Genomic DNA, 23,196 nt, shown 5'->3' on the forward strand with positions numbered 1-23,196 from the left:
GGTTTCAGCGACGCATTGTGCACTGAAAATAGAGAGGGAAATTCTACAAATAGCTTAATTGTCATATATAACAGATGTTTACATGTACAACGAAAAAGGGAGCCAGAGGCTCCCTTTTGTTAACTCAAACGATAAAGTTCGCTGAATTAGAATGAACGGCTGTATTGGATACCGTATAGCCATGCATTGGCACGAGTAGTTCCACTGACGCTTGAAATATACTCAGGACCCATCATCGGATTGCCTGGCGTATAGTTCGGGTTTTCGGTAGCTTCAGTTACTGATACATCTTTACCAACAAGGTAAGTCACACCAAAATCAATGTTAGATTTGCTGTCTAGATGATAAGTAAAGCCGGTAGAGAACCACTGACGATCTGAATCTGGTACTGAGATAGATGTTTTCTTATCTTGAGCACTGGTGTCGTACATGTAACCGGCGCGAAGCGTCCAGTCATTGTTTAGGTAGTAAGTACCACCAATTGCGTAGTGCCATCCGTCTTGCCATTCGTAAGTGTTTAGCGTATCTCCACCTGTAGTATCTAACTGGTCAAAAGCACTCCAGCCAATCCACTGTACGCTATAGTGAACAGCAAATAGCTCATTCAGTTTATGGAAGCCAGAGAATTCAGCCATATCAGGCAGTGGCATTTTTAGTTTGTCACCACTGATGTCAGGATTGCCGGTTTTTGATGACGCATAGAACATATCGCCTTCAACTTCGATTTCTGGGCTGTAACGGTAGGAAAGGCCAAAACGATTATCTTCATTTAGCTCATAAACAGTACCGATGTTCCAACCGAAACCTACACCGTCAGCATCAACATCAAGCAGTTCGCCACCAAGTGCTTCATTTGAGCGCTGAAGTTTACCTGAACCATAAATTACATCTAAGCCGCCACCTACACTCCACTGGTGGTTAATGCGGTAAGACGCACTTAGGGCAAAGTTGACACTTTTAACGTCGGTCAATCCGCCGTATTCATTCGCTGGATAGTCACTGCTGAACTCGGTCTTTGTTCCGAAGTTTGAGTAGATACCTGCACCAACTGTCCATTTTTCATTGATCGGATGGATGTAGTAGATGTTTGGCGCATAGGATGTATCGCCAACAGATTGATCATCAAGGCTACTTGGCTGAAAGCCTGTAGATGGGCCCGTATAGGTAGCATCTTTTACTTCGATATCAGTATCAATCGCATTGATACCCAGCGAGATCGCTGGCGCATCAAATAGTGACATTGCCGCCGCGTTACGTGCCATCGCTGATGCGTTATCTGCGATAACCGCGTCACCGGCAAATGCACGGCCAAGGCCGGTTGCAGATTGTGCGTTAAGCTGGAAGCCAGCAGCCAGTGCTTGCTGAGATGCCATGGTGATTGCAACAGCAACCACAGATTTTGTAAACAGACGCTTCTTATTCATATTTATTGTTATTCCTAATCATATACTGCATTTTTATCTGCTATTTACTGCAGATTGCGCACGATTGTAGGGGGGGAGTATGAAGTATCAAAGCAGACCAGTTGCTAACGTATTGGTTGTTATTGCGAAGTTAACAGCGAGGGTGGGTGTGTAACGAATATTTGCTATAGGAAGGGATAGGTATATTTAAGGAATTCCACATGGGAAATAGATAAAATGCTTATATTTCAGGTGTTTTAAAGTGAACACTCTCATTGCTTATGGAGTGTTCACTTCATTTTGTGGCTAACTTATTAAATTTCCCAATTTAGGTTAGATTTTAGCCGATTGGCAACAGGCGTGACATCTTGGCCTTTATCTCCGACCACGATCAAGCTTGCGTTCTGAATCGGCATGACAACCCCTTGCAAGCTATTGTCACTAAATGGCGACATACTCTGGCTTTGCTCTGGTACGACAAAAACGGTAACTTTTCCGCTGTCTGTGGCCATAACCATATGCAGGGCATTTTTATCGCCAAATCCACAATGGTTTACATAGTAAACATGACCCGGCAGGTCGGACAACTCAGAACCAAAAGGTGTTAGTTTGGCATTAACTTGCTGCAGCGATACCGCCTCATCAATCCCGTTGATAAAGGGTGCCTCTGTATAAACATGATCTAAGGCGACCTGCGCAATCTCGCTGGTATAGCCAGGCGCTGGGGAAATTTGTGAATTAAACTGGCCGATGAACAAACCAAAAGCAAAAGCTACAGAGGCGGCGATAGCAAGGTGGAATCGCATTTTACTTTGAGTTCGCTCTGGCTGACCAGACTGATGAAATAAAATTCGATCAGCGAGGTCGTCAGGTACATTGACCTTTAAGGCGCTTTCTAGCTTTGCATCTAGCTGTAAGAGTTCATCTGACAACTTTCTGTTCGCTATTGATGAATTTCTCGCAGCGACCATGTCCTGACTATTATCATTAGGATCTGCCAGGATACGACGACGGAATTCAAGATCATCCATTTTGGTGCCCCCTCCGCTCGGATTGCTTTTCTATCTGCTCTTTTAACTGATTTCTGGCGCGGAACAAGCGTGTCATTACGGTATTGCGATTAAGCCCGAGAATTTCAGCAATTTCATCGCCGTTAAACCCAGCCATTACTTGCAATACTAATGGTTCCCGGTACTCAGGTGCCAGTTTCATTATCTGCTTATGCAGGATTTGCTGTTCAATATCCATTTCTGAACCCTGGTGTTGGGTATCAGCAACGGCATAGTCATCAATATCAACTAAATCGAGTTGCTTACGCTCAAAACGTCGCGCGTTTTCCCTGCGTAGAATGGTGATTAACCATGATTTAGCGGCTTTGTCATCTTGCAGACTATCGAGAGAGCGCCAAGCTCTTAAACAAGTTTCTTGCACTAAATCTTCAGCAATATGAGGATCGTGGCATAACCAGTAAGCGTAGCGATATAAGTCTCGATGCCAAGCCCTGACAAGGGCTTCGTACCTTTTTTGCTTATTCATGTCTACAGAGACCGAGGCATCCGTCTTTTTCTTACGAAAAAATTGCTTAATCATAAATTTGCCCATCAAAAAAGAAATCGCCGTGTTGTTTGGGGTTGTTTTATTCAGCGATTGCATGATTCATCGGATTATCAGCACTAAAATTGATCTGGTTCAAATTGTGTCTTCGTGGGGAAGTTATAGTAGTTCACGTCATCTGATGGTAAGCATTGAATTCGGTTCTGAGGATCAGGTCTGTTTTTTTTGATTACTATCTGTTGAGCAAGATGACAACTTCCTTTTGAAGGCTGACTTTACTTTCTCCTATCAGGTTTTGCCTGATTTGCAATTGGCTTTATGTTAATTGACTTATACCTTACGTGGATTGCTTTCCGTGTAAATTATAACCATACCATATCGGTATGGTTTTTTTTTAGCTAAATTTTAGCATCTTAGGCAACAGGTTTCGTTTTGTTGATGGTATTAGAAAAAGATTTGCTCTCAATAATTAGCCCTTCATACTGAACTGCTTCTTGCTTCTTGCTTCTTGCTTCTTGCTTCTTGCTTCTTGCTTCTTGCTTCTTGCTTCTTGCTTCTTGTGATGTCGCAATTACTTAAAACAAATGTTTGAAATTCATAACAACTTGATTACAATTGTTGTGGTCTGACCTCTAATTTGCACCTTGAGTGCCCAGCAAACCATAATAAGGAGTTGCGATGACACGTCTCCAAAACCTCACCACCCACCAGGGTGAGCGCATCGCTGTTGTAAGTGGATTACGTACCCCGTTTGCTCGCCAGGCTACCGCCTTTAATGGTGTTCCTGCATTAGACATGGGGAAAATGGTGGTCAATGAAATGCTGCAGCAGATTGACTTTGACCCGAAACTCATTGAACAGGTGGTATTTGGCCAAGTCGTACAAATGCCTGAAGCCCCCAACATTGCCCGTGAAATTGTGCTGGGTACCGGTATGAATATCGGCACCGATGCCTACAGTGTCACCCGAGCCTGTGCGACCAGTTTCCAGGCTGCTGCCAATGTGGCCGAAAGCATTATCTCGGGCACTATCGATATCGGTATTGCGGGGGGCGCGGACTCCTCATCGGTACTGCCTATCGGGGTGTCTAAGAAGATGGCGGCGACTTTGCTGGAATTGAGCAAGGCGAAAACCATGAGCAAGCGTTTAAAACTGCTCAGTAAGCTGAGCATGAAAGATCTTATGCCTGTCCCTCCGGCTGTTGCTGAATACTCAACGGGAATAAGCATGGGACAAACTGCCGAGCAGATGGCGAAAACCCATGGTATTAGCCGCCAGGAGCAGGATGCATTGGCGCATCGCTCCCATACCTTGGCTGCGCAGGCATGGAAAGATGGCCTGATCCAGGATGAGGTTATCACTGCTTTCCCGGAACCTTACCGTCAGTGGATCGACAAAGATAACAATATTCGCGAAGACTCGTCGCTTGAATCGTATGCCAAGCTGCGTCCGGCTTTTGACCGTAAATTTGGCTCGGTAACGGCTGCCAATGCAACGCCGCTGACCGATGGTGCCGCAGCGATTTTGCTGATGCGTGAAGGACGGGCAAAAGAGCTGGGACTGCCACCATTGGGTTATATCCGTTCGTATGCCTTCTCTGCGATTGGCGTAGAAAAAGACATGTTGATGGGCCCTTCCTATGCCACGCCGATGGCGCTGGATCGTGCCGGGGTGACTCTGTCTGATTTAACGCTGATTGATATGCATGAAGCTTTTGCTGCCCAGACTCTGGCAAATGTGAAAATGTTTGGCTCTAAGCAGTTTGCGGAAGAAAAGCTGGGGCGTAGCCAAGCGATTGGCGAGATAGATATGGACAAGTTCAATGTGCTTGGAGGCTCCATTGCTTACGGTCACCCGTTTGCCGCGACAGGAGCGCGAATGATCACCCAGACACTGCGTGAGTTGCAGCGTCGTGGTGGCGGTTTAGCATTGAATACCGCGTGTGCGGCTGGTGGCTTAGGTGCAGCAATGATCCTGGAGGCAGAATAATGACCCAACAACAATCCGCATTTTCTTTATCTTACGGTGATAACGGCGTTGCTTGGCTGAAGATCGATGTGCCGGAAGAAAAAATGAATACGCTGCAGTCGGCGTTTGTCGAGCAAGTTTCTGATGTGCTGGCTGAATTAAAGAGCAAACAAGATGTTAAAGGCCTGGTGGTGTATTCCGGCAAGCCGGATAATTTTATTGCCGGTGCCGATATCCGCATGCTAGCGGCTTGCACCACGGCAGAAGAGGCGCAGCAACTGGCTGCGAAAGGCCAGGAGCTGTTTGCCGAACTAGAAGCACTGCCTTTTCATGTAGTGGCGGCCATTCATGGCCCGTGTCTTGGCGGCGGGATGGAGCTGGCTTTGGCCTGTCATAGCCGTGTGTGTTCTGACGATGACAAAACCCGTTTAGGCTTACCTGAGGTTCAGTTGGGCTTGTTGCCGGGATCCGGTGGTACGCAGCGCTTGCCTCGCTTGGTTGGGGTGGCAAATGCTCTGGATATGATCCTGACTGGCAAGCAGTTACGAGCCAAGAAAGCCAAGAAGCTGGGCGTGGTCGACGAAGCGGTGCCACTGAGTATTTTGCTTGATATTGCCGAGCAGCAGGCGCTGAAAGCCAAACCAAAACGCAAGCATACCTTCCAGGATTGGGCGATGGGCGGTAATGCACTGGGTCGCTCATTGGTGTTTGATCAGGCGGCGAAGAAAACCCGTGAAAAAACCCGCGGCAATTACCCGGCGGCCGATGCCATTCTCGAAGTGATTAAATGTGGCCTGCAGTTTGGTATGGAAAAGGGGTTGCAGCAAGAAGCCAAGCGTTTTGGCGAGCTGGTTATGACATCCGAATCTGCGGCGTTGCGTAGTATTTTCTTTGCCACCACGGCAATGAAAAAAGAAACCGGTTCTGATGCCAAGCCTGGCGACATCAAGCAGGTAGGCGTTTTGGGCGGTGGCCTGATGGGGGGCGGGATCAGCCATGTGACCGCAACCAAGGCCGGCTATCCGGTTCGGATCAAAGACATTGCCAATGACGGTATCCTGAATGCATTGGCCTATAACTACAAGCTACTGGATAAGAAGCGTAAGCGCCGCATTATCAGCAAAGCTCAGCTGCAAAAGCAGATGATGAGTATTACTGGCGGTACGGATTATACCGGCTTTAATCGTGCTGATGTGGTGGTCGAAGCGGTGTTTGAAGATCTGAACCTGAAACACCAGATGGTAAAAGAGATTGAGGAAAACGCCAAACCAGAGACCATTTTTGCCACCAATACTTCGTCGTTGCCGATCCACCAGATAGCAGAGGCGGCAGAGCGGCCGGAAAACGTCGTCGGCCTTCACTATTTCAGCCCAGTAGAAAAAATGCCGCTGGTTGAGGTCATTCCTCATGCCGGTACATCAGAGGAGACGGTTGCGACGGTTGTTGCCCTGGCGAAAAAGCAAGGTAAAACGCCGATTGTGGTAGGGGATAAGGCCGGCTTCTATGTGAACCGTATTCTTGCTCCGTACATGAATGAAGCGGCATCGGTTTTGCTGAGCGGGGAGCCGATTGAACATCTGGATACCGCATTGCTTGATTTCGGCTTCCCTGTCGGGCCTATTACTTTGCTGGATGAGGTCGGTGTTGATATTGGCGCCAAGATCATGCCGATTATGGTCGAAGAGCTGGGCGAGCGTTTCAAAGGCCCGGACGTATTTGATGTGCTGCTCAATGATGGCCGCAAAGGACGCAAGAGTGGTAAAGGCTTCTATCTCTACAACAGCAAGAAGAAAGCCGTTGATAAGAGCGTCTATAAGTTACTGAACATTGAACCGGCAGCCAAGGCCGAAGGCCATGAACTGGCGATGCGTTGTACACTAATGATGCTCAATGAAGCAGCCCGTTGTTTGGATGAAGGGGTGATCCTGTCGCCGCGTGATGGTGATATCGGGGCTATTTTCGGTATTGGTTTCCCGCCATTCCTTGGTGGGCCGTTCCGTTACATGGACCAGCTGGGGATCAAGCGCGTCGTCGAGTTACTCGATGAACATGCCGATAAGTACGGAGAGCGCTTCAAGCCATGTGATAAGTTGATTGCGATGGCCAATGAAGAGCAGTGTTTTTATTCGCTCTAGCGGTTGATAATGCTCAAATACTTATGCTGATTGGTATAAGACAGAGAAGGCCTGCAAATGCAGGCCTTTTTTTATTTCTGCTCGTCACACATGTTGCTTAGGTATTAATCATTATGTTGGAGAAGGTCAATCACTCGAAGGCGGAAGTATGATTCCAATAACCGAGGGCGCAAAAAGTGGTAAGCGATCATCGATAGGCTAATGGCAACAAATCCGTTGACCTTAAACAAGATGATCAGTGGCGCGCTGCAGATAACAATAAAAGCCAGTGCATAGAGCAAAATATCGATTTCATGGTGCGAAAGCGCACACTGGCAATGTGGACAGATAAATAATCATGATACTGGCTTATTGTGGGGGCTGATATAGCTAACTGGCAGTGGGGACAGGAATGGCTCATGGCTTCTACTTAATCTCAACAGGTTTTATGTCATTGCTTTAAGAGGGCTGAGGTATCCGTACCATGAATGCCCGATAACTATTGTTTTTATTGTTAATAGCTAGATAGCTGTTTATTAAGGGGCGCTATTTAGCTTGGTCTTTATGGCGCCGGATTTATCTTGCCGAAGCCAAAATGAATACAAGATGAATGTCTATTCATAGTGAGATTTAGAGGAAAATAAAGCTACTGAATAGTTTTGAGAAAGGCTAAAAAATTGTATGTAGATATAAATTCATTCGTATTTATATCCAAACTAAGCACCTTGACGCTGTTTGGAGGAATCTGCATTTGGCAAGTAACGCGTTGCCCGGTAAGGGAAACCGGGCAACGGGCAGTCAAAAGGGAAGGGACACAATCTAGCGGGCGTTTTTCTGAAACTCTTCGATTGATTCAATCTCTTGGCCGATAGTGAGCGGTTCGAGGTTGCTGTGTGCCTCTCCCTGACAGTGCATAACGAGTCGGTTAGAGGTGCGAGGCTTTATGATGTCGACAATAAATCGCACCATGTCAGCTCGGCTAAGGTTCTGTAATGCTTCCACGACCTTTTGGCGTTGGTTAAATTCAGTATCTTTATTACCGATGCTGACCCAAAATCGTTGCGCACGAGCCCGCAGGTTGGTATCTGGTTCTGACACCTGAGCAATCAAGCCTTGCTTGCTGGCCTGCCACTGGGCTTCATTGAGCTCCAGTAACACGAGGGCAAAAGCATTGGTGAACTCGTCGATGGCTTCCGATAGTTGTGCAGGGCTGGCGACCGGTGATTGGATATATAGAATCAGCCCCGGATGGCGGTTAAGAGGCAGGTTGGCGGTACCAACCATATAGCCCAGTTGCTGACGGGTACGCAGCTCATGGAAAAAGGTTGTCGACATCAGATGATTGGCCAGCGTGTAAATTGCAATTTTACGGGGAGTTGTCTCTCTTGATTGGTAGTACATCAAGATAGCTGAATCCGCATGATTACAGGTTACCTCATGGTTTAGGGTGCCAGCCTTACCTAAACGTACCAGCGGGCGCTGTGCTTCACCGTAGCGCTGGTCGGTGGCGCGGAACGCATCTTTAAGTACCTCGGCCAGTGCGAGAGCATCATCCTTTAGCCAATTACCGTAGACAAAAGTATCGATGTGTAATTCGGCAAACATGGCTTCAACAAACTCAGGCAGTTCATCGACTTCGAGTGACTCCAGCGCCTCTATGAGTACGGGGTACGGGGGATTATTCGGTTGTAGTACGCCAGTCAGCTGGTTAAACAACTGAGAAATAGGTTTATCTTCAGCAGCATTCCGCCAGTTACGCAGCATCTGCGCCTTGATATTGTCAAACCGTACCGGATCAAATGTTCGGTTTTCGAATCGTTCCAATATCAGTTTCAACAACAATGGCTGCTTTTCACTGAACCCGGAGAGCTGTAAGGTCACTCCCCCCTGGTGGGCATAGAGATTGTATGACATCCCTGCGATTTCAGCCGGGTAGGCTGACTCATTGATCGCTTCCAGCAGCATCTCGACACAGAGGCGGGTTTTTACGATATTGCGGGGCGTATCGACAGCATGTGGGCTGTCTATCGCCACATACACGACACCTTTGGGAACCCGGAACTCATGCTCTTGTTTGTGCCACAGACGGAATCCGGGTAAATCCTGGATCAGCTGAGGAGGCTGCTCTGCATCGGCGGTCAGCGGGTGAGGATCAAGCTGTTCGCAGATATAGGGGTTTTTCTCTGGCAGGCAGAGTTCGGGTTCTTCATCAACCTGCTGCCAGCGTAGAAGTTGTTCGGTCGAAAACGGGGTGACAGAGTACGGTGTATGATACCACTGGGCAACCTGGTCATATTCTTGTTCCTGGGCAACCAGTACCAAGCGCATATTATCAGGTGTCAGGTAGTCGAGTAGCTCGCGGATCAAGCTTTCATCATAACCGGCCATCATATAATCACCGTAGATAATATCTTCCGGTGAGTAATGCAGCAGGTTCATCACCAGATAGCTAACGGTGTCTAGCGGGCGACTTTTCTCCTGGTAGCGGAAGGCGACTTCCAGTACCGATTTTTTTTCCTGGTAGCGCCACTCATCTAACCCCTGTTGCTTGATAAGCGCGATATATTGAAATACTGCGGTGACAATATCATCAATATACTCCAGTCCTTTCGGGGTCAGGTTCAGGCTAACCGTAAACTCGCGAAAGTTACTGCCATTGACACCGCCTCCAGCCGCAAGGGTATTGATTAGTCCACGACTTTTTAGCATTGACATCAGGCTGCCGCTACCTTCGTTGCCCAGCAGGTGGGCAATATAGGAAAGGGGTTTCTGACGATAGTATGGTTCGACAGAGGGCATGGTAAAAGACAGTGTCAGTTTTCGCACTTCTTTGATTGGTTTAATCTTGATGAATTTCGCAGTTTCATTGGCGGTGACCAGGGGCTCAGGGATCGTTGGTTTGGCCACTCCTGAGTTTGGAATATGGTCGAAGAAGCTCGTCGCATGGGCCTCGAGTTCGTCCAATGGCTGTGGTCCAAGCAGAACTAGTCCCATTAAGTTGGCGGAATAATGGGTTTGGTAAAACGCAATGAGTTCGTCACGGATAGAGATGCCTTCACGGTCATCCAGAGTCGTTAGATCCCCGACAGAAAATTTAGCAAAAGGGTGGGCCGGGTTAATAGTCTCTTTGTGAACCTGATACAGGCGGCGTACATCATCTTTTATTTTAAGCTTGTACTCGGAGTCAACAGCCTGACGCTCTTTGTCGACAGCCTCTTTATTGAATAATGGTGCGGTAAAAAATTGGCCGAAACGCTCTAGCCCTTCATGAAAGGCATGGGGGCTGACTTCAAAAAAATAGGTGGTGTTTTCTGTCCCGGTCCAAGCATTGTTGCTGCCGCCACTTCGGTTGATAAAGGTTTGGAATTCACCGATCTTAGGGTATTTTTCCGTCCCGAGAAACAGCATATGCTCCAGGAAGTGTGCCATGCCTTGTCGCTCTAGCGGATCATCAAAATGCCCGACGTTGACGGATAATGCAGCTGCAGAGCGGGGGGCCTCAGCATCATGTACCAGAAGGACCTTAAGCTCGTTATCCAAAGTCAGGTAGCGGTACTGCTTAGGATCATTAGGACTAATATGCACGGGAAGAGCCTATTTTCTAAGGAAATTAGACTAATTATGACGCTCAATATAGAGGGTGGCAAATTAAGTTCCGGGTGATTTTTATTGTTGTTGTCCTCTATGGGGGACGTATCAAAGGCGGCTAACCATATTATGAAGAAGCAGGCTCATGGATTCCGTCAAGGGCTTCAGGGGTCACGGAACGGCAATCGAATGCGCAGAATGGCTATCCAGCATGAGCTGGACTTGCTAGCATAGCGGCATACTAGAAGCTTTTTTTAGTCCTATTAACTTCCCCCAGAGGTGAAGACCACGATCCGAAGGAAGATATTTCGGGACTGACGGTCCGGTTAGTTAATAGGAGTAGTGTTATTGGATAGGCTATATGCGAATTTATATCATGCGTCATGGTGAGGCGCAGAATTTCGCTCCCAGCGATGCGGAGCGACCTCTGACAGCGTGTGGTGAGTCTCACTCAGAGCAAATGGCGACCCAGTTGGCCAGTCAGTTAAATGCTGATCTGGATATGGTATGGGTGAGCCCTTATTTGCGTGCCCAGCAAACCTGGCAAGTGATGGCTAAGCATCTACCTGAACCAAAGCGATTGATGGAAGTTGATGAAATCACACCTTATGGTGAGGCAGAAGACGTTGCGGCCTATCTGAAGGCAGTGATTGCGGTCGAGCGGCCTGAAACCGTCTTGTTGGTCTCGCACCTTCCGCTGGTTGGTTACCTAACTGCGGAGCTGGTACCCGGTATTCAGCCTCCAATGTTCCGTACCTCTTCAGTCGCTGCCATTGATTACCAGCCAGACAGTGAGCTGGTTGAGTTCTTGTGGCAGGCTAATCCTGAAGGTTAATTGTGTGGTATTTGAGCCTTAAGGAAATGATGGTTGCTGCCGATATAGGTTTATGTGGCTGATAAGGCTCACTTCAATGTAACGCGGTCTTGTCCTGTACCGGGTTGGGTAGGTTTCATCAACGAGAATAAATATAAGTAGCTATGAAAGGTCTTTTTTCTGCAATCCTCGGTGCTGCGCTGTTGGCGGGGTGTATCCAGGCTCCTCGTGCACCGAGTATTAACGCCAATGGTGCAATCAAATGGGCAAACGGTGTCAGTGAAGAAATGCATATTTCTTCGTCAGGTAGCACCCTGACGTTTGCCTCACCACAAAGCTTACTAAGCCCAGGTGGTATCACGATCTTCTCTCGTATCGACAGTGCCCGTAACGGCAACTGCGAGCATTATTACAGTGAAGGTGCGGTAAAAACCCGCATGCAGATTTGTGACAGCGGGGAAGTCAGGCTGATTGTCGAAGGCCAGGTGATCAACGTCGGTTCACTGGCGAAATACGTTTATTAATCCCCCCAAAAAACAAAAAAGCGAGAGCCTTGATTCTCGCTTTTCTGTTTATTAATTAGCAATGCTTCCCGCATTATCTTTCAGGTATATCGATCAATACCAGCAGCGCGCCATCACCGCCAAATTCCAGCGGCGCCTGGTGGAAGGCCATCACATCCGGGTGCTGGGCCAGCCATAGCGGGGCCTTTTGCTTCAGAATGTGCTTGCCAATTCCATGCATTACGCAGGCACAAGATACGCTTTCTTTTATGCAGGCAGCAATCATCGCAGCCAGCTCGCGCTTGGCTTCTTTTTGGGTCATGCCATGCATATCCAGATACATATCTGGTACATATACACCACGACGTAATTTTTTCACTTCGTATTTCGATACCCCGGTACGGGCATATTGGGTTGGACCATGCTCGTTAAGGTGGGGCTCAAACTCATCTGAGAAATAAAATTCGTGGTTTTGGGTCTCTTTTTCCGAGACTTTGGGCTTATCGGCCTTTGGGCTCTGTCGGCGCGGTGCGATTATGGTATCATGCGACAACTTTTTTACGCCTTTAACCGCATCCTGAAAGAGTGCCAGGTCATCTTCCAGGGTAAGATCTTTTTTACTCATTATGATATTCCAACAACTCTATAGCGGTATTGTAGCGTCAATCGGAGGCTATTTTGGATAAGATTTTTGTCGACGAAGCCGTCAACGAACTTCACACTTTACAGGACATGCTACGTTGGACGGTAAGCCGTTTCAATGCTGCAGGTCTTTTTTATGGTCACGGTACCGATAATGCGTGGGACGAAGCCGTGCAATTGGTATTACCTACGCTGTATCTGCCGCTAGATATTCCATCGGATGTGCGTTGTTCGCGCCTGACAAGCAGCGAGCGCCTTCGCATCGTTGAGCGCGTGATCCGCCGTATTAACGATCGTACGCCGGTGTCATATCTGACCAACAAAGCGTGGTTCTGTGGTATGGAATTCTTCGTTGATGAGCGCGTGTTGGTGCCGCGTTCGCCGATTGGCGAACTGATTGAGAATGGTTTTGAACCGTTCTTGGCCGAACAGCCAACACGTATTATGGATCTGTGTACGGGGAGTGGCTGTATCGGTATTGCCTGTGCCCATGCGTTCCCAGAAGCTGAAGTGGATCTGGTTGATATTTCTACTGATGCACTGGCAGTGGCTGAGCAGAATATCCAGGATCATGGCCTAGAGCAGCAGGTTACACCGCTGCGTTCTGATCTACTGCGCGATGTTCCAAAAGATCAGTACGATCTGATTGTAACGAACCCGCCGTATGTTGATCAGGAAGACATGAACAGCCTGCCAGATGAGTTCCGCCACGAGCCAGAGCTTGGCCTGGCTGCGGGTACCGATGGTCTGAAGCTGGTGCGTCGTATTCTTGCCAATGCGCCAGACTACCTGAAAGAAAACGGTGTACTGATCTGCGAGGTCGGGAACTCAATGATCCATATGGAAGAGCAGTATCCGCATATTCCATTTACCTGGATTGAGTTTGAAAATGGCGGCCACGGCGTGTTCATGATGACACGTGAGCAGCTGCTTGAGTGCCAGGATGAGTTTTCAATCTACCGTGACTAAGTCGTTGGGTTGATAGCTGATATCCAGATATAAAAAACCGGAGTTGATGCTCCGGTTTTTTTATGGCTATTCAGCAGGCTGCTGTGTGGTTGGTGTTAACCGTTAAGCATTGCCTTGGGCTTGCTTGGCCTGCAGGTCTGCCATTACCGCTTCTTTTTGGTTGAGGTAATCGTCGAGGCCGGCTTTACGTAGATCGCAAGACGGGCAGTCGCCACAGCCATCACCAATGATACCGTTATAACAGGTCAGGGTTTTTTCGCGGACGAAATCGAGTTTGTCGTATTGATCCGCCAGTGCCCAGGTTTCAGCCTTGTTCAGCCACATCAGTGGCGTTTCGATATTCAGCGGGCGATCCATCCCCAGTACCAGAGACTGGTTCAGTGATTTCACGAATTCGTCACGGCAGTCCGGGTAGCCGGAAAAGTCGGTTTCGCAAACACCGGTGATCACGGCTTCAGCACCAATCTGGTAGGCATAGATACCCGCGAGGGTCAGGAACAGGATATTACGGCCGGGAACGAAAGAGTTAGGCAGCCCGTTTTCCTGAAGCTCATGGGATACGGCGATGTTGTCGCGGGTCAGTGAGCTGATTGCGAGCTCGTTAAGCAGGCCGACATCCATCACCTTATGCGCTGCTACGCCAAGTTCTTTTGCTACAGACTGTGCCACTTCGATTTCCAGCTTGTGGCGCTGGCCGTAATCGAAAGTAATACAATGTACTTCATCATATTTGGCAATCGCCTGGATCAGGCAGGTCGTGGAGTCTTGGCCACCACTAAAAACAACTACAGCTTTACGCATGTATTCAATGTCCTATGTTGTATTCGTACCGAAAAACAGTCGGTAGGGACTATCTCGACTCACCCCTACAGAGGGGGAGTTGGGTAGATAAAGATAGACCAACAGCAGGTTCTCTATTGGTAGGGCAATGCTACCGTACAGCTAAACATGATGGGAAGGGGGAGAGTGAAAAAAACCGCAGCGGAGAGCTGCGGTTGGGCAATGAGGGATAGTTGGTAAGCTGCTATATCCAGGCTATTTTAATGCCCCTGTTTGCTCAAACGCTTCGAGCTGGCAGACGTAACCAGAGATATCGCCAATATTTTCGTGAATCCACTCAGGGTTGAAATAGGTATCGAGGTAACGCTCGCCACTGTCACATAGCAGAGTAACAATTGAGCCTTTTTCGCCTCGTGCCTTCATCTCACAGGCAAGTTGCAGCACGCCATACAGGTTTGTTCCTGTTGAAGCGCCGGCCTTACGACCCAGCAGTTTCTCTAGCCAGTGGACGGTGGCAATACTGGCAGCATCAGAAATGGTACGCATTTCATCAACCACATCAGGAATAAAGCTTGGTTCTACCCGAGGGCGGCCAATCCCTTCGATACGGCTGCCTACGGTACTGGTCAGGTTCAGGTCCCGGGTCTTGAAATAGTCATGGAATACCGAGTTTTCCGGATCAACCACGCACAGCTTGGTGTGGTGCATCTGGTAACGGATGTAGCGGCCGATTGTGGCTGAAGTACCGCCGGTACCCGGGCTCATAACAATCCAGCTTGGGATCGGGTGCTCTTCAAGCTTCATCTGCTCGAAGATGCTGTTGGCGATATTGTTGTTTCCGCGCCAGTCGGTGGCTCGCTCGGCAAAGGTAAACTGATCCATATAATGGCCGTTCAACTCCTTGGCCAGACGGCGCGACTCGTCGTAAATTTCGCTTGGGCTGTCAACGAAATGGGCGCGGCCACCGTAGAACTCGATCTGTTCAATCTTCTTGCGGGCGGTCTTTCTTGGTACCACGGCAATAAATGGCAAGCCCAGCAGGCGGGCAAAATAGGCCTCGGAAACCGCAGTGCTGCCCGACGAGGACTCGATCACCGTGGTGTCCTGGCCTATCCAGCCGTTACACAGGGCGTACAGAAATAGCGAGCGGGCGAGTCGGTGTTTTAGGCTACCTGTCGGGTGGGTGCTCTCATCTTTTAGATAGATATCAATACCTGAAAGGCAAGGAAGATCCAGCTTGATTAAGTGGGTATCCGCCGAACGTTGAAAGTCAGCTTCAATCTTTCTGATGGCAGTGTTAATCCACTGTGGGTCATGACTCATGTTTCTTCCTTATTTATCAGGCGGTTCTGCTGGTAGACCCAACAGATAACCAGTTTGTTTGGAATAGTAAGAATAGTACTGGATATTGAGGAAAAATCTTTGCTTTGTTTACTGCAGTGTCGATAAAATAGAGAAAGTTTTTCTCTATTATTGAAGTAAGGGATAATCAGATGGCTGATCTGGACAATACTGACAGAACATTACTACGGTTGTTACAGCAAGACGGGACATTGGCATTGGCTGAGCTGGCTGAAGCGGTAAATCTGACCACGACACCCTGCTGGAAACGTCTAAAACGGCTGGAAGAAAACGGGATCCTCAGGCAGCGGGTTGCTTTGCTCGATCCGGTTAAGCTGGGACTGTCGTTTACAGCTTTTGTCCAGATCAAAACCAGTAACCATTCTAAAGAGTGGTATCACTGTTTCGTTGAAACTGTGTCTGACTTTCCTGAGGTGATGGAGTTTTACCGGATGGCTGGTGAATACGATTACATGATGAAGGTGCAGGTCGCCGATATGTCGGCGTTTGATAAGTTCTACAAAAAACTGGTCAACAGCATCGAAGGGTTGACCAATGTGACCTCGACCTTTGCGATGGAGCCCCTGAAATATACGACTGCTTTGCCGGTCTGAAATACTGTATAAAAAAGCGGATTTCCCTAATTTATAAATTGTTATGGACAATGTGATTGTTTTAATTATGATCTCTTCTATATAGTTGATTTATTAGCCAGTTTTTCGATAATGGCTTTGTTGACAGGGTGTTTCGCAACAAAGCCTGAGCGATAAATCGGCCTTTCTATTTGTATTGATACGGTTATACCTCCCCTAACGGGTATTCATTATCCGGCATGTTGCACCTGCAAAATAAATGTCTCACTGAAATTCGTCATAAACTATGACTATGCCTACTTCTGTGGAGGGATTATGCAGATTTTTTGGCAGTTAAGATGGTACTTTCGCCAGCAGTGGCGCCGTTATGGCGGTGCGATTCTAATATTGGTTTTGGTTTCCTTGTTTGAGCTATTGCCTCCGCGCGCTATAGGCTGGATTGTCGATGGCGTCGTCGCCGGTGATCTGAGCCTGTCGGCGATGCTGGGCTGGTTGGCTGCAATCGCTGCATTGTGGTTTGTCGTTTATTTCCTGCGCATTATTTGGCGGGTGTGGTTATTTGGTGCGGCGGCGGAATTGGGCACCGTGCTGCGTAATCGACTTTATCGTCATTTCTCTTCCCATCCCCCAGTGTTTTTTGAGCGTTATAAAACCGGTGATCTGATGGCCCGCTCGACTAATGACGTAAACGCGGTCGTCATGACGGCCGGTGAAGGTGTATTGACCGCTGCCGACTCGCTGATCATGGGGATTGCGGTGCTGTTTGTGATGACAACCATGTTGAGTTGGGAGCTCACAATTTTGGCATTGCTTCCTATGCCGTTGATGGCGTTGGCGGTATTTCGCTTTGGCCGCCAGCTGCATTCTTGTTTTTCCGAGTCACAGGCGGCGTTCTCTGATCTGACCGATAAAACCCAGGAAAGCCTGAATGGCGTAAGAATGATCCGTGCTTTTGGCCTGGAGCAGCGTCAACAAGCTGATTTTGATGAGGTGGTTGAGTATGTCGGAGAGAAGAACCTCGCGGTTGAAAAGGTGGATGCCAAGTTTGATCCGGTGATCCAGCTGGCAATTGGTATGTCATTTTTCCTCAGTATTGCTGGTGGCGGTTATATGGTTTCACAGGGGCGTTTAACCTTGGGGGATCTCACGGCATTTACCTTGTATCAGGGATTGATGATTTGGCCGATGCTGGCGATGGCCTGGTTGTTTAATATTCTGGAACGAGGTTCGGCCGCCTGGAAACGCCTCCAGCAGATCTTTGATGTGGCTCCTGAGATTATCAGTGGTGACGAGGCCTTGAAAGCAATGCAGCAGGCATTGCAGGTTGATATCGAGGCATTTAGCTGGAATGGCCTGACGCAGCCAGCGTTATCTTGTGTGAATTTTACCTTGCAGGCCGGGCAGATGTTGGGTATTGCCGGGCCGATTGGCAGCGGAAAGTCTACCTTGTTGGCCCTGCTGTTACGTCAGCATGAATTAACGCAGGGCTGCATCAGCTATGGCGGGATCAGTATTACCCAAGCGGATTTGAACCACTGGCGCAGTCGGTTTGCCGTCGTCAGCCAGAGTCCGTTTTTGTTTTCCCGTTCTATTGCCGACAACATTGCCCTCGGCCGGCCAGATGCTTCCATGGAACAAATTCGAAAAGCTGCCAGAGCGGCCTGTATTGATGGCGATATTATGCAGTTTCCGGAAGGTTACGACACCTTGATTGGCGAAAAGGGGATTACCTTGTCTGGCGGGCAAAAGCAGCGAATCTCAATCGCCCGTGCCTTGTTGCTCGACGCCGAAATTTTAGTCCTGGATGATGCGCTGTCTGCCGTTGATGGCAAAACCGAGCACAAGATCCTGGCTAACCTGCGCAGGCAGCGTCAACAAACCGTAATTGTGATAGCCCACCGTCTTACCGCACTGGAGCAGGCCGACAATATTTTGGTCCTGCAGCATGGACGAATCGACGAGCGTGGTGATCATCAGGCTTTGTTGAGAGCGGGGAGCTGGTACGCTGAGATGTTCCGTTATCAGCAGCTGGAACAAGCCATTGAGGGGGCGAAATGACAGAAAAAGCAGTAAACCGAGCCGTACTCAAACGTCTGCTAGGCTATGCGCTGGCTGATAAAAGAAAGCTTGGAATCGCCATAGGACTGTTGTTGATAGCTTCGCTGGCCGATGTGTCAGGTCCTTGGCTGATCCAGCATTTTATTGATAATCATATTGCCAAAGATGATTATCCGTTAGATACCGTGGTCGGACTGTCGCTGGCTTATATCGCCCTGATGTGCGTAGCGGCATGGTTTAAGTATATTCAGTCGCTGCGGTTCAATGAAATTGCAATTGGTGTGGTCCAGACTGTCCGTAAGCAACTGTTTGGCAAGATAATTAACCAGCCATTGTCTGAATTCGACTACATGCCATCTGGAAAGCTGATCTCCCGGATCACCAATGACACTGAATCGATCAAGGATTTCTATGTATTCGTCATTGGTACGGTGCTGAAGAACGTCATCTTGATCAGTGTAATGCTGGTGGTAATGAGCTGGCTGAGCTGGCGCCTGACGATTGTGGTACTGATACTGCTTCCGATCGTGGTGGCGGTTATGGCGCTCTATCAACACAAGAGTGCCGGCGCGTACCGCAAAATGCGGGATTTGCTGGCTGATATCAATGCTTCGATGAGCGAGTCGATCCAGGGGATGAGCCTGATCCAGCTGATGCGTCAGGAGCAAGCGTTTAGTCAGCAGTTTTCAGTACTAACCCGACGTCACCTTGACTCCCAGATTGGGGTGATGAAGCTTAACGGCTTGTTGCTCCGACCGCTGATAGATTTTCTGTCGGGGGTTGCCTTGTTGTCACTTGTTGCCTTGTTTGGCGTAAGTGGTACGGAACTGATTGGTGTCGGGGTACTGTATGCTTTTATTAGTTACCTTGGCCGGGTGACCGAGCCACTGATCGAGCTGACTCAGCAGCTTTCCCTGCTGCAGCAGGCACTGGTGGCCAGTGAGCGGATATTTGGTTTTATTGATGCCAGGCAGCAGGGTTATGGTGATGATCTACAACCATTGTCAGAAGGCCAGCTTGACTGTGATGGTGTGACGTTTAGCTATGATGGCAAGCAGACGGTGCTGAGTGACATTAATGTTAGCTTGCCGCATCGAGGATTTTTGGCGCTGGTAGGGCATACCGGCAGTGGTAAAAGTACCTTGGCGTCTTTGATGATGGGCTTCTACCCAGTCTCGCACGGTGAGTTGAAGTTGGATGGCAGGCCACTGGCCTCCCTTGGGCATTCTGTACTCAGGGAAGGGATCGCCATGGTCCAGCAGGATCCGCATGTACTCAGCGATACGGTCAGAGAGAATATCCGCTTAGGCCGGGAAGTTGATGACACCTTGATTTGGCAGGCCTTGAAAAAAGTCGGCTTGGCTGAGCAAATTCGAACTTATTCGCAGGGGCTAGATACACGCTTAGGGAGCGGAGAGGTCAATTTATCGGCAGGGCAAAAACAGTTGCTTGCGATGGCGAGGGTACTGGTAGCCAAACCAAAGATTTTGATCCTTGATGAGGCGACGGCCAATATCGACTCGGGTACCGAGCAGAAAATACAGCAGGCGCTGCATACCCTGCGGCAGGATATGAGTATCGTGGTGATTGCCCATCGTCTGTCGACCATTATGGAGGCCGATGAAATAATGGTACTGAGCCGAGGCGCGATGACAGAGCGGGGAAACCATCAGCAGTTGCTGAAACAGCAAGGACATTACTGGCAGATGTACCAGCTTCAGCGGGCGGGTGAGCACCTTCATCAACTCGAAGAGTCTGAGCCGACCGAGTCTGCTGCTGCGGTAAACTAACCTGTGCCGGCATGACGCAAATAATTCGTGTACAACGTCTTCAGAAACAGAGGTTGGTTGTCCCAACCTCTGCACTTTATTCAACCAGCAGCGACTATTGTTTTTGGCGCATCAGACCTTCTTGTATTGCTGAGGCAACAAGCTCACCTTTCTGGTTATAGATTTCCCCACGTACCAAGCCACGTGCTCCACTGGCAGATGGGCTGTCAATGGCAAACAACAGCCATTCATCCATACGGAACGGTCGGTGGTACCACATGGAGTGATCAATTGTTGCCACCTTCATTTTCGGTGTCAGGAGAGTAACGCCGTGTGGCTGCAAGGCGGTAACCAGAAAGCCCCAGTCTGAGGCATAGGCCAGCACATATTGATGGATGCGGTGATCCTCTGGCATTTCACCATTGGCCTTGATCCATAGATATTGCTTGGGAGCCTCGGGCTTGGGATCCAGAGGGTTGACGACGGTAACGGGCTTAACTTCAATGGGGCGTTCACGGCCAAAGGCTTCGATGGCCGCCTTAGGAAGGTGCTGGGCAATAGATTGTACCAGTGCTTGCTCGGAGATTAGCGATTCCGGCGGCGGCACATCTGGCATGGTTGACTGGTGGCTGAAACCCTCTTCTTCAATTTGGTAAGATGCGGTCAGGTAGAAAATCGGGCGACCAAACTGAATGGCTTTGACCCGGCGGGTACTAAAACTGACTCCGTCACGCAGGTTTTCGACATCGTAAATGATCGGTTTTTGCGGATCGCCCGGACGTAGGAAGTAGCTGTGAAAAGAGTGAACCTGACGATGTTCGTCTACGGTTTCTTTGGCTGCGGATAATGATTGACCAATAACCTGACCGCCATACACCTGAGGTAAGCCAAGGTGTTCGCTCTGGCCTCGAAACAATCCTTGTTCAAGCTGCTCTAAGTGTAACAGAGTGAGAAGTTCATTCAGTTCTTTGCTCATCGGAGCTCCATATTCCATGTTATTATTAGGCGTTTTACGGATATTTATACCCAAATGACTTTGAGATGCTCGTTTCAGTGTGTTGACTGGGTATAAACACATATTCAAGTGTAATTGATTGGTAATTGCAATGTTATCAGCGTGTGTTTGGGCATTAAGGGGAGAAAAATGAAAAAGATTTTTACACTTATTTCAGCATTGGCTGTGGTATTGGTTATTTCGGCGTGTACGAACTTAATCAAACAAGATGCAGATCTGGGACAAGTGGAAGGGTCTTTGGCATATCGCGAGCGTATTGCGCTGCCGGATAATGCACGCATTACTGTCACATTATCGGATGTATCTCTGATGGATGCACCTGCCGATGTGATCAGCAGCCAGGCCTTTATGGCTGGTGGAAAGCAGGTTCCTTTTGCGTTTAACTTGAATTATATGCAGGCTGAGATCCAACCGAATCATACTTATTCGGTCAGCGCCCGTATCGAAGTGAACGGTAAGCTAATATTTATTACCGATACCGCTAACCATGTGATCACCGATCCTGCGGCGACAACCAAGCTGGATCTGATGTTGGTTAGGGTGAAATAAGTGATGTTGCCTTCCACGGTCGCGAGCAGATCGTGGAGGGGATATTGTTTGGTATTACATCCCGTCCCAGCGATATTTAGCTAACCTCAATTTGCCGTTTTCCGAGATCTCAACCCCTTCCTCGAGCAGCCGCTTACGCTGTCGCTGCAAATCATGACCGGTAAGTGAAATCATTCCTTTTGCATTGATTACCCTGTGCCAGGGTAGTTTAGAGTCCTCAGGTAGGGTCGCCATTAACCGACCCACCTGACGGGCATAGCCGGGAAATCCCGCAAATTTGGCAATATCACCATAAGTTGACACTTTGCCAAAGGGGATTTGGTGAACCTGGCTGTAGATTTGACCTGCAAAATCGTCCATATTTATACCTGAACCAAACAAAACATCCCGATAGTCGTTGAAGTTAGCCTTTTTTATTCGAGCTATCGGATAACGCAAGGAGGTGCTGCCATGTTGTATGCCGCGTTACTTGTTATGGTCAGCATTGTGCTGACCGTGTTGGGGGTCAGTGCATTAGGTTATAGCCAAGGAGAGCTCCCTGCACTGGCATTGGCTATTCCCGCCTTATGGTTACTGCCCCAAGGTGGAATTTATGCCTGGCTGTTATTACTCGGCTTGGGCGCATATGGCGCCGTTCTGCCCGAGCAGCCTCTGGCCCTGTCAATCAGCATCTTTATGATGTTACCTGTTTTTGCTGTAAGTTTCTCACCAAAGAGTGGCTGGCAGCTGGCGGCCTTGCTGATTTCGATTGTTTTGGCAATGGATGTCGGCCTGATGGCGCTACAGGGGGAAGGTAAACTCTCGGGTCATGTATCATCAACCGTGATTCAAATTCTGGCGGTTACCCTGATCTGGTATGTTGGCCGCAGCTGGCGTCCGGTTGAAGGCAATACTTGGTGGCCATTGTTCCTTGTTGTTCCCTTATGGGTTGGCGGTATGGAACATGCTGCGCTCGTAGCACTGTGTGTGACGGGGCTGATTGCGGCTATGCAAGAGATGATGAAAAGCAAACTGCGTGATTGGGTCCCGCGGATGGCTTGGATTTTACCTGCGGTTGGCTTCGCAACTCTCGTTATCGTGCCTTATTTCGAAGTGCCTAATCCGGTACTGGTGGCCTGGCTACTTGTATTGGGGGGAGCCCTGCTGGGCGAGTTCCTACTGGAAGAGCCGGAAGAAGAGCTGTAAGCATCCTGTTTTTTCAGGGCGTTATGCTGTTTTTACGGCAATGCCATTTGAATTTGAACAATAAAGAAGCAGTTGGATCGGTTGGGGGTATTGAGCCCTTGCATTGCCGCAAGTGTTAGCGGATAATCAACCCCGTTCTCGAAACGAGACAAAGAATCTATGGAGGCCCCCATTGGTCCTCCCGCAACACTAACCTGTGAACTCGGCCAGGCCCGGAAGGGAGCAACCGCAGCAGGCGTCGTGTGTGCCGGGATGTGGCTGGTGGGGGCTTCCACCCATCTGGCGTTTTGTAGTTTGCACCATAAGCCTTATTTATAGTTCCCCTGACTATACTAAAACCCCATCAAAAGA

General features: G+C 48.8%; 20 protein-coding genes and 1 other RNA gene. 11 read left to right on the forward strand and 10 right to left on the reverse strand.

Annotated elements, in window-relative coordinates:
* Positions 1–146: 146 nt before the first annotated feature.
* From MD588_RS24340 to MD588_RS24350, 3 genes are all read right to left on the reverse strand, one after another.
* Positions 147–1,424 (reverse strand): outer membrane protein transport protein, encoded by a 1,278-nt coding sequence (locus MD588_RS24340; RefSeq protein WP_265700477.1) that lies wholly within the window; start codon positions 1,422–1,424, stop codon positions 147–149.
* A 293-nt stretch (positions 1,425–1,717) separates the two neighbouring features.
* Positions 1,718–2,434 (reverse strand): DUF3379 domain-containing protein, encoded by a 717-nt coding sequence (locus tag MD588_RS24345; protein ID WP_265700478.1) that lies wholly within the window; start codon positions 2,432–2,434, stop codon positions 1,718–1,720.
* Positions 2,427–2,993: a sigma-70 family RNA polymerase sigma factor gene (locus MD588_RS24350; RefSeq protein ID WP_265700480.1), complete on the reverse strand. Its 567-nt coding sequence runs from the start codon at positions 2,991–2,993 to the stop codon at positions 2,427–2,429. Before MD588_RS24350 ends, MD588_RS24345 begins: the two co-directional genes overlap by 8 nt.
* 642 nt (positions 2,994–3,635) lie before the next feature.
* Here MD588_RS24350 and fadI point away from each other — a divergent pair.
* The gene (gene fadI / locus MD588_RS24355) at positions 3,636–4,946 is read left to right on the forward strand and encodes an acetyl-CoA C-acyltransferase FadI (protein WP_265700482.1); all 1,311 of its coding nucleotides are present in this window, start codon (positions 3,636–3,638) and stop codon (positions 4,944–4,946) included.
* Positions 4,946–7,060: a fatty acid oxidation complex subunit alpha FadJ gene (fadJ, locus tag MD588_RS24360; protein WP_265700483.1), complete on the forward strand. Its 2,115-nt coding sequence runs from the start codon at positions 4,946–4,948 to the stop codon at positions 7,058–7,060. The genes fadI and fadJ overlap by 1 nt, the downstream gene beginning before the upstream one ends.
* A gap of 798 nt (positions 7,061–7,858) precedes the next feature.
* Here the strand turns inward: fadJ and MD588_RS24365 are convergent.
* Positions 7,859–10,624, reverse strand: a complete 2,766-nt coding sequence (locus tag MD588_RS24365) for an insulinase family protein (RefSeq protein WP_265700485.1) — start codon at positions 10,622–10,624, stop codon at positions 7,859–7,861.
* Between the two features lie 364 nt (positions 10,625–10,988).
* Here MD588_RS24365 and sixA point away from each other — a divergent pair, with 364 nt between their 5' ends.
* On the forward strand, positions 10,989–11,462 hold the full coding sequence (gene sixA, locus MD588_RS24370) for a phosphohistidine phosphatase SixA (RefSeq protein ID WP_265700486.1): 474 nt from the start codon (positions 10,989–10,991) through the stop codon (positions 11,460–11,462).
* Positions 11,463–11,605: 143 nt separating this feature from the next.
* Positions 11,606–11,965, forward strand: a complete 360-nt coding sequence (locus MD588_RS24375; RefSeq protein ID WP_265700487.1) for a hypothetical protein — start codon at positions 11,606–11,608, stop codon at positions 11,963–11,965.
* A 73-nt stretch (positions 11,966–12,038) separates the two neighbouring features.
* Here MD588_RS24375 and smrB read toward each other — a convergent pair whose 3' ends face one another.
* Entirely contained in the window at positions 12,039–12,569 is a 531-nt protein-coding gene (gene smrB, locus MD588_RS24380) for an endonuclease SmrB (protein ID WP_265700488.1), read from the reverse strand.
* A gap of 53 nt (positions 12,570–12,622) precedes the next feature.
* Between smrB and prmB the strand changes: the two genes are divergently transcribed.
* Entirely contained in the window at positions 12,623–13,555 is a 933-nt protein-coding gene (prmB, locus tag MD588_RS24385) for a 50S ribosomal protein L3 N(5)-glutamine methyltransferase (protein ID WP_265700490.1), read from the forward strand.
* Positions 13,556–13,657: 102 nt separating this feature from the next.
* On the opposite strand, the gene queC is transcribed toward prmB, so the two are convergent.
* A complete protein-coding gene (gene queC / locus MD588_RS24390) occupies positions 13,658–14,356 on the reverse strand; it encodes a 7-cyano-7-deazaguanine synthase QueC (RefSeq protein ID WP_265700492.1) in 699 nt (232 codons plus the stop codon).
* A gap of 234 nt (positions 14,357–14,590) precedes the next feature.
* On the reverse strand, positions 14,591–15,658 hold the full coding sequence (locus MD588_RS24395; RefSeq protein ID WP_265700494.1) for a PLP-dependent cysteine synthase family protein: 1,068 nt from the start codon (positions 15,656–15,658) through the stop codon (positions 14,591–14,593).
* 170 nt (positions 15,659–15,828) lie between these two features.
* Here MD588_RS24395 and MD588_RS24400 point away from each other — a divergent pair, with 170 nt between their 5' ends.
* The 3 genes from MD588_RS24400 (at position 15,829) to MD588_RS24410 (ending at position 20,117) form a co-directional block, all read left to right on the forward strand.
* On the forward strand, positions 15,829–16,290 hold the full coding sequence (locus tag MD588_RS24400; protein WP_265700495.1) for an Lrp/AsnC family transcriptional regulator: 462 nt from the start codon (positions 15,829–15,831) through the stop codon (positions 16,288–16,290).
* A gap of 294 nt (positions 16,291–16,584) precedes the next feature.
* Positions 16,585–18,327: an ABC transporter transmembrane domain-containing protein gene (locus MD588_RS24405; protein ID WP_265700497.1), complete on the forward strand. Its 1,743-nt coding sequence runs from the start codon at positions 16,585–16,587 to the stop codon at positions 18,325–18,327.
* Positions 18,324–20,117, forward strand: a complete 1,794-nt coding sequence (locus MD588_RS24410; RefSeq protein ID WP_265700499.1) for a SmdB family multidrug efflux ABC transporter permease/ATP-binding protein — start codon at positions 18,324–18,326, stop codon at positions 20,115–20,117. The genes MD588_RS24405 and MD588_RS24410 overlap by 4 nt, the downstream gene beginning before the upstream one ends.
* A gap of 94 nt (positions 20,118–20,211) precedes the next feature.
* Here MD588_RS24410 and tesB read toward each other — a convergent pair whose 3' ends face one another.
* Positions 20,212–21,072 carry an acyl-CoA thioesterase II gene (gene tesB / locus MD588_RS24415; RefSeq protein WP_265700501.1) on the reverse strand — a complete coding sequence of 287 codons (861 nt, stop codon included), beginning with the start codon at positions 21,070–21,072 and terminating at the stop codon, positions 20,212–20,214.
* A 168-nt stretch (positions 21,073–21,240) separates the two neighbouring features.
* Between tesB and MD588_RS24420 the strand changes: the two genes are divergently transcribed.
* Positions 21,241–21,660, forward strand: a complete 420-nt coding sequence (locus MD588_RS24420; protein ID WP_265700503.1) for a YbaY family lipoprotein — start codon at positions 21,241–21,243, stop codon at positions 21,658–21,660.
* 54 nt (positions 21,661–21,714) lie between these two features.
* Here MD588_RS24420 and MD588_RS24425 read toward each other — a convergent pair whose 3' ends face one another.
* Positions 21,715–22,020 carry an MGMT family protein gene (locus MD588_RS24425; RefSeq protein ID WP_265700504.1) on the reverse strand — a complete coding sequence of 102 codons (306 nt, stop codon included), beginning with the start codon at positions 22,018–22,020 and terminating at the stop codon, positions 21,715–21,717.
* Positions 22,021–22,110: 90 nt separating this feature from the next.
* Between MD588_RS24425 and MD588_RS24430 the strand changes: the two genes are divergently transcribed.
* On the forward strand, positions 22,111–22,845 hold the full coding sequence (locus MD588_RS24430; protein ID WP_265700505.1) for a VP0952 family biofilm-associated protein: 735 nt from the start codon (positions 22,111–22,113) through the stop codon (positions 22,843–22,845).
* A gap of 32 nt (positions 22,846–22,877) precedes the next feature.
* On the opposite strand, the gene MD588_RS24435 is transcribed toward MD588_RS24430, so the two are convergent.
* A complete protein-coding gene (locus tag MD588_RS24435) occupies positions 22,878–23,018 on the reverse strand; it encodes a hypothetical protein (protein ID WP_265700507.1) in 141 nt (46 codons plus the stop codon).
* On the opposite strand from MD588_RS24435, the gene ffs reads away from it, so the two are divergent.
* An RNA gene (gene ffs, locus MD588_RS24440) (signal recognition particle sRNA small type) lies at positions 23,016–23,112 on the forward strand. The two genes, MD588_RS24435 and ffs, sit on opposite strands and share 3 nt — an antisense overlap.
* Positions 23,113–23,196 lie beyond the last annotated feature (84 nt).

It is taken from the genome of Photobacterium obscurum, assembly GCF_026191635.1.
Lineage (GTDB): Bacteria > Pseudomonadota > Gammaproteobacteria > Enterobacterales > Vibrionaceae > Photobacterium > Photobacterium obscurum.